This is a genomic window from Microcystis sp. M53603_WE2, from assembly GCF_030065435.1.
The window spans coordinates 1-2,186 of record NZ_JASJFF010001268.1; the positions used below are offsets into that span (position 1 = coordinate 1).

A 2,186-nucleotide genomic window follows, 5' to 3' on the forward strand; every position below is an offset into this window, starting at 1 on the left:
GAGAACTTTTCTGACTTTTCTTCAGCTATTTATGAATGTCTGAATGATGCCCATCTGAAACATAAAAAAGAACTGGATTCCTTGCTGACTCTACGATTTCAGAAGTTTAATAAATCTCAGATTATGAACGTCTAAAGTATATACCACCCACTCCAGGCGAACCATTGAGATCAAGAGAGCGCTCGCCATCTGCATCTACCCAATAAGCTACATAGTCAATTTGATCCCTCGTAACAGTCCATCCTGTGATTGCGGTAGAACCAGGGGCAAGTGGTAAATAAGGATCAGGATCTGGGCCAATTTCAAAACTACCATTAGTGATTAGATTGACTTGAAAATTAGGATCGTAAATAGCATAAAGTCCCTGTCCATCATTAGCAACAATAATCTTGCCAGATTTAAGCAATTTATTCTGTTCAACTGTAATTACTTCCCCATTTAAATTAATTATCTTTGAATCATCCTCAGCTTTCAATACCTCCAAGGTTGCCACATCCAGACTATTTCCCTGCACCAACTCCGCAAAAATTGCCCCTCATCTCCCGCGCTATCCACCTGATTAATTTGAGCATCCACATAATGCCCAATTTCTTCTAAAATTACGTTAATTATCGCTGCTGACGAAGCCGTATTTAAAAAAGATGCTGATAGATAAATCTTATTCTTACTGCTGGAATATGCACCATTCGCCGTCCCTAAAACCTCATCACTGAGTACCTCAATTGGGGGAAGTTGACTAAAATTTCGGCTTTGCCACTGCTGTCGTAATTGCGTCGCCTTAACCACATCATAACTTGTGCCAAAAGCGGTTTCTAAATTCGCCCAAAAACCATCAGATTGAGCAAAATTGAACAAAACATCGTCAACAGCAGGAATAATCGGCAACAGGGTAGAAGTGATGACGGTAACAGCAGAGGTTTATTCCTAACAGTTTTAGCCCAACAAGTGCAAATTTTTCAAGACCCCTGTAACAGAAATTAACATTTATTACAAGAAAACGGGTTTCTAAATAGTTTCTCAAAGAAACCCGTTTTCTCGATAATAGGCTAACTGCTGTTTTATTCACGATAATCCTATTATGCCTAAGATCTACCGTCTTGCCCAAGGTCATTTAAACCTATTGGAAACCTGTCCACCGAGATTTCAAAAAGTCTATCTAGAGGAACTTAACACACCAGCTGACCCTGGGCAATTGCAGCGGCAAGAATGGGGCAGTCAGTTTCACCTATTATTACAGCAGCGGGAATTAGGGCTGCCGATCGCGCCTCTATTACGGGAAAATGAACAGTTAGAACATTGTTTAACGGCCCTATTAAAAGCTGCCCCGGCAATTGCCCAAAATCCGGGAGAAACCAATCGAGAAGCGGAACATTGTCGCAGTTTAACTGTGGGTAATTATTTATTAACGGTTATCTATGATTTAATTTTATTAGAGAGCGATCGAGCGGTAATTTTTGACTGGAAAACCTACTTAAAACCGATCGATGCCGACAAACTAGCCAAAAATTGGCAGACGAGACTTTACCTGTATGTGTTGGCAGAAACTTCTGCTTATCCTCTTGATAGTTTATCGATGACCTATTGGTTTGTGCAGTTACCCCACAGCCCCGAACAAATTACTTTTAACTATAATCAGAAACTACACCAACAGACAGGGCGCGATTTACGCCGTTTATTGAAGGCTCTCGATCGCTATCTATCAGCATACCAAAATGATTTAGTTAATTTTCCCCATCGTCCCGATTGTCAGCTTCATTGTCCCTATTATCTTAGACAAGAGCGAGCGGGCCAAATAGAGTTACCCTCGATCGATGATATCCCTGAAATCAATCCTTTTGTCTAATTTTGCCGATGTCGCCAGGAGCCAGTCGTCAGGATTCAGGAGATTGCTTTTATTTATTCTTCCCACTTCCCTTTCCCTTCTCCCCTCTCCCCAACTCCGACTCTGCAATAATTACTCGCAGCCAGAAATACGTTAGTCTCGTATCATACTTTGTGCTTTTTGTCAAAAAAACTTTTTTTTTGCAATCAAACTACACAAAAAAAAGATCATCGTTGCCAGTGAAATTGACTAATTTACCTGTCTTAACTAGGATCACCTTGTAGGTGTGGCAAGGGTTTCAACCATTGCTGCCCAAAAAAGCACAGAATAGCCCATCATGAAATTCAGTAAAATCGCTGTAACC

At 40.7% G+C, this 2,186-nt stretch carries 1 protein-coding gene and 2 pseudogenes; 2 read left to right on the forward strand and 1 reads right to left on the reverse strand.

Annotated features, from left to right (window positions below):
* A pseudogene (locus PX481_RS26580) lies at nucleotides 1–135 on the forward strand (IS630 family transposase); the annotation flags it as partial.
* 277 nt (nucleotides 136–412) lie between these two features.
* Here the strand turns inward: PX481_RS26580 and PX481_RS26585 are convergent.
* Nucleotides 413–900: pseudogene (locus tag PX481_RS26585) on the reverse strand (hemolysin); the annotation flags it as partial.
* Between the two features lie 178 nt (nucleotides 901–1,078).
* Between PX481_RS26585 and PX481_RS26590 the strand changes: the two are divergent.
* Nucleotides 1,079–1,843, forward strand: coding sequence for a PD-(D/E)XK nuclease family protein (locus PX481_RS26590; RefSeq protein WP_288096932.1), 765 nt, complete (start codon nucleotides 1,079–1,081; stop codon nucleotides 1,841–1,843).
* Nucleotides 1,844–2,186 lie beyond the last annotated feature (343 nt).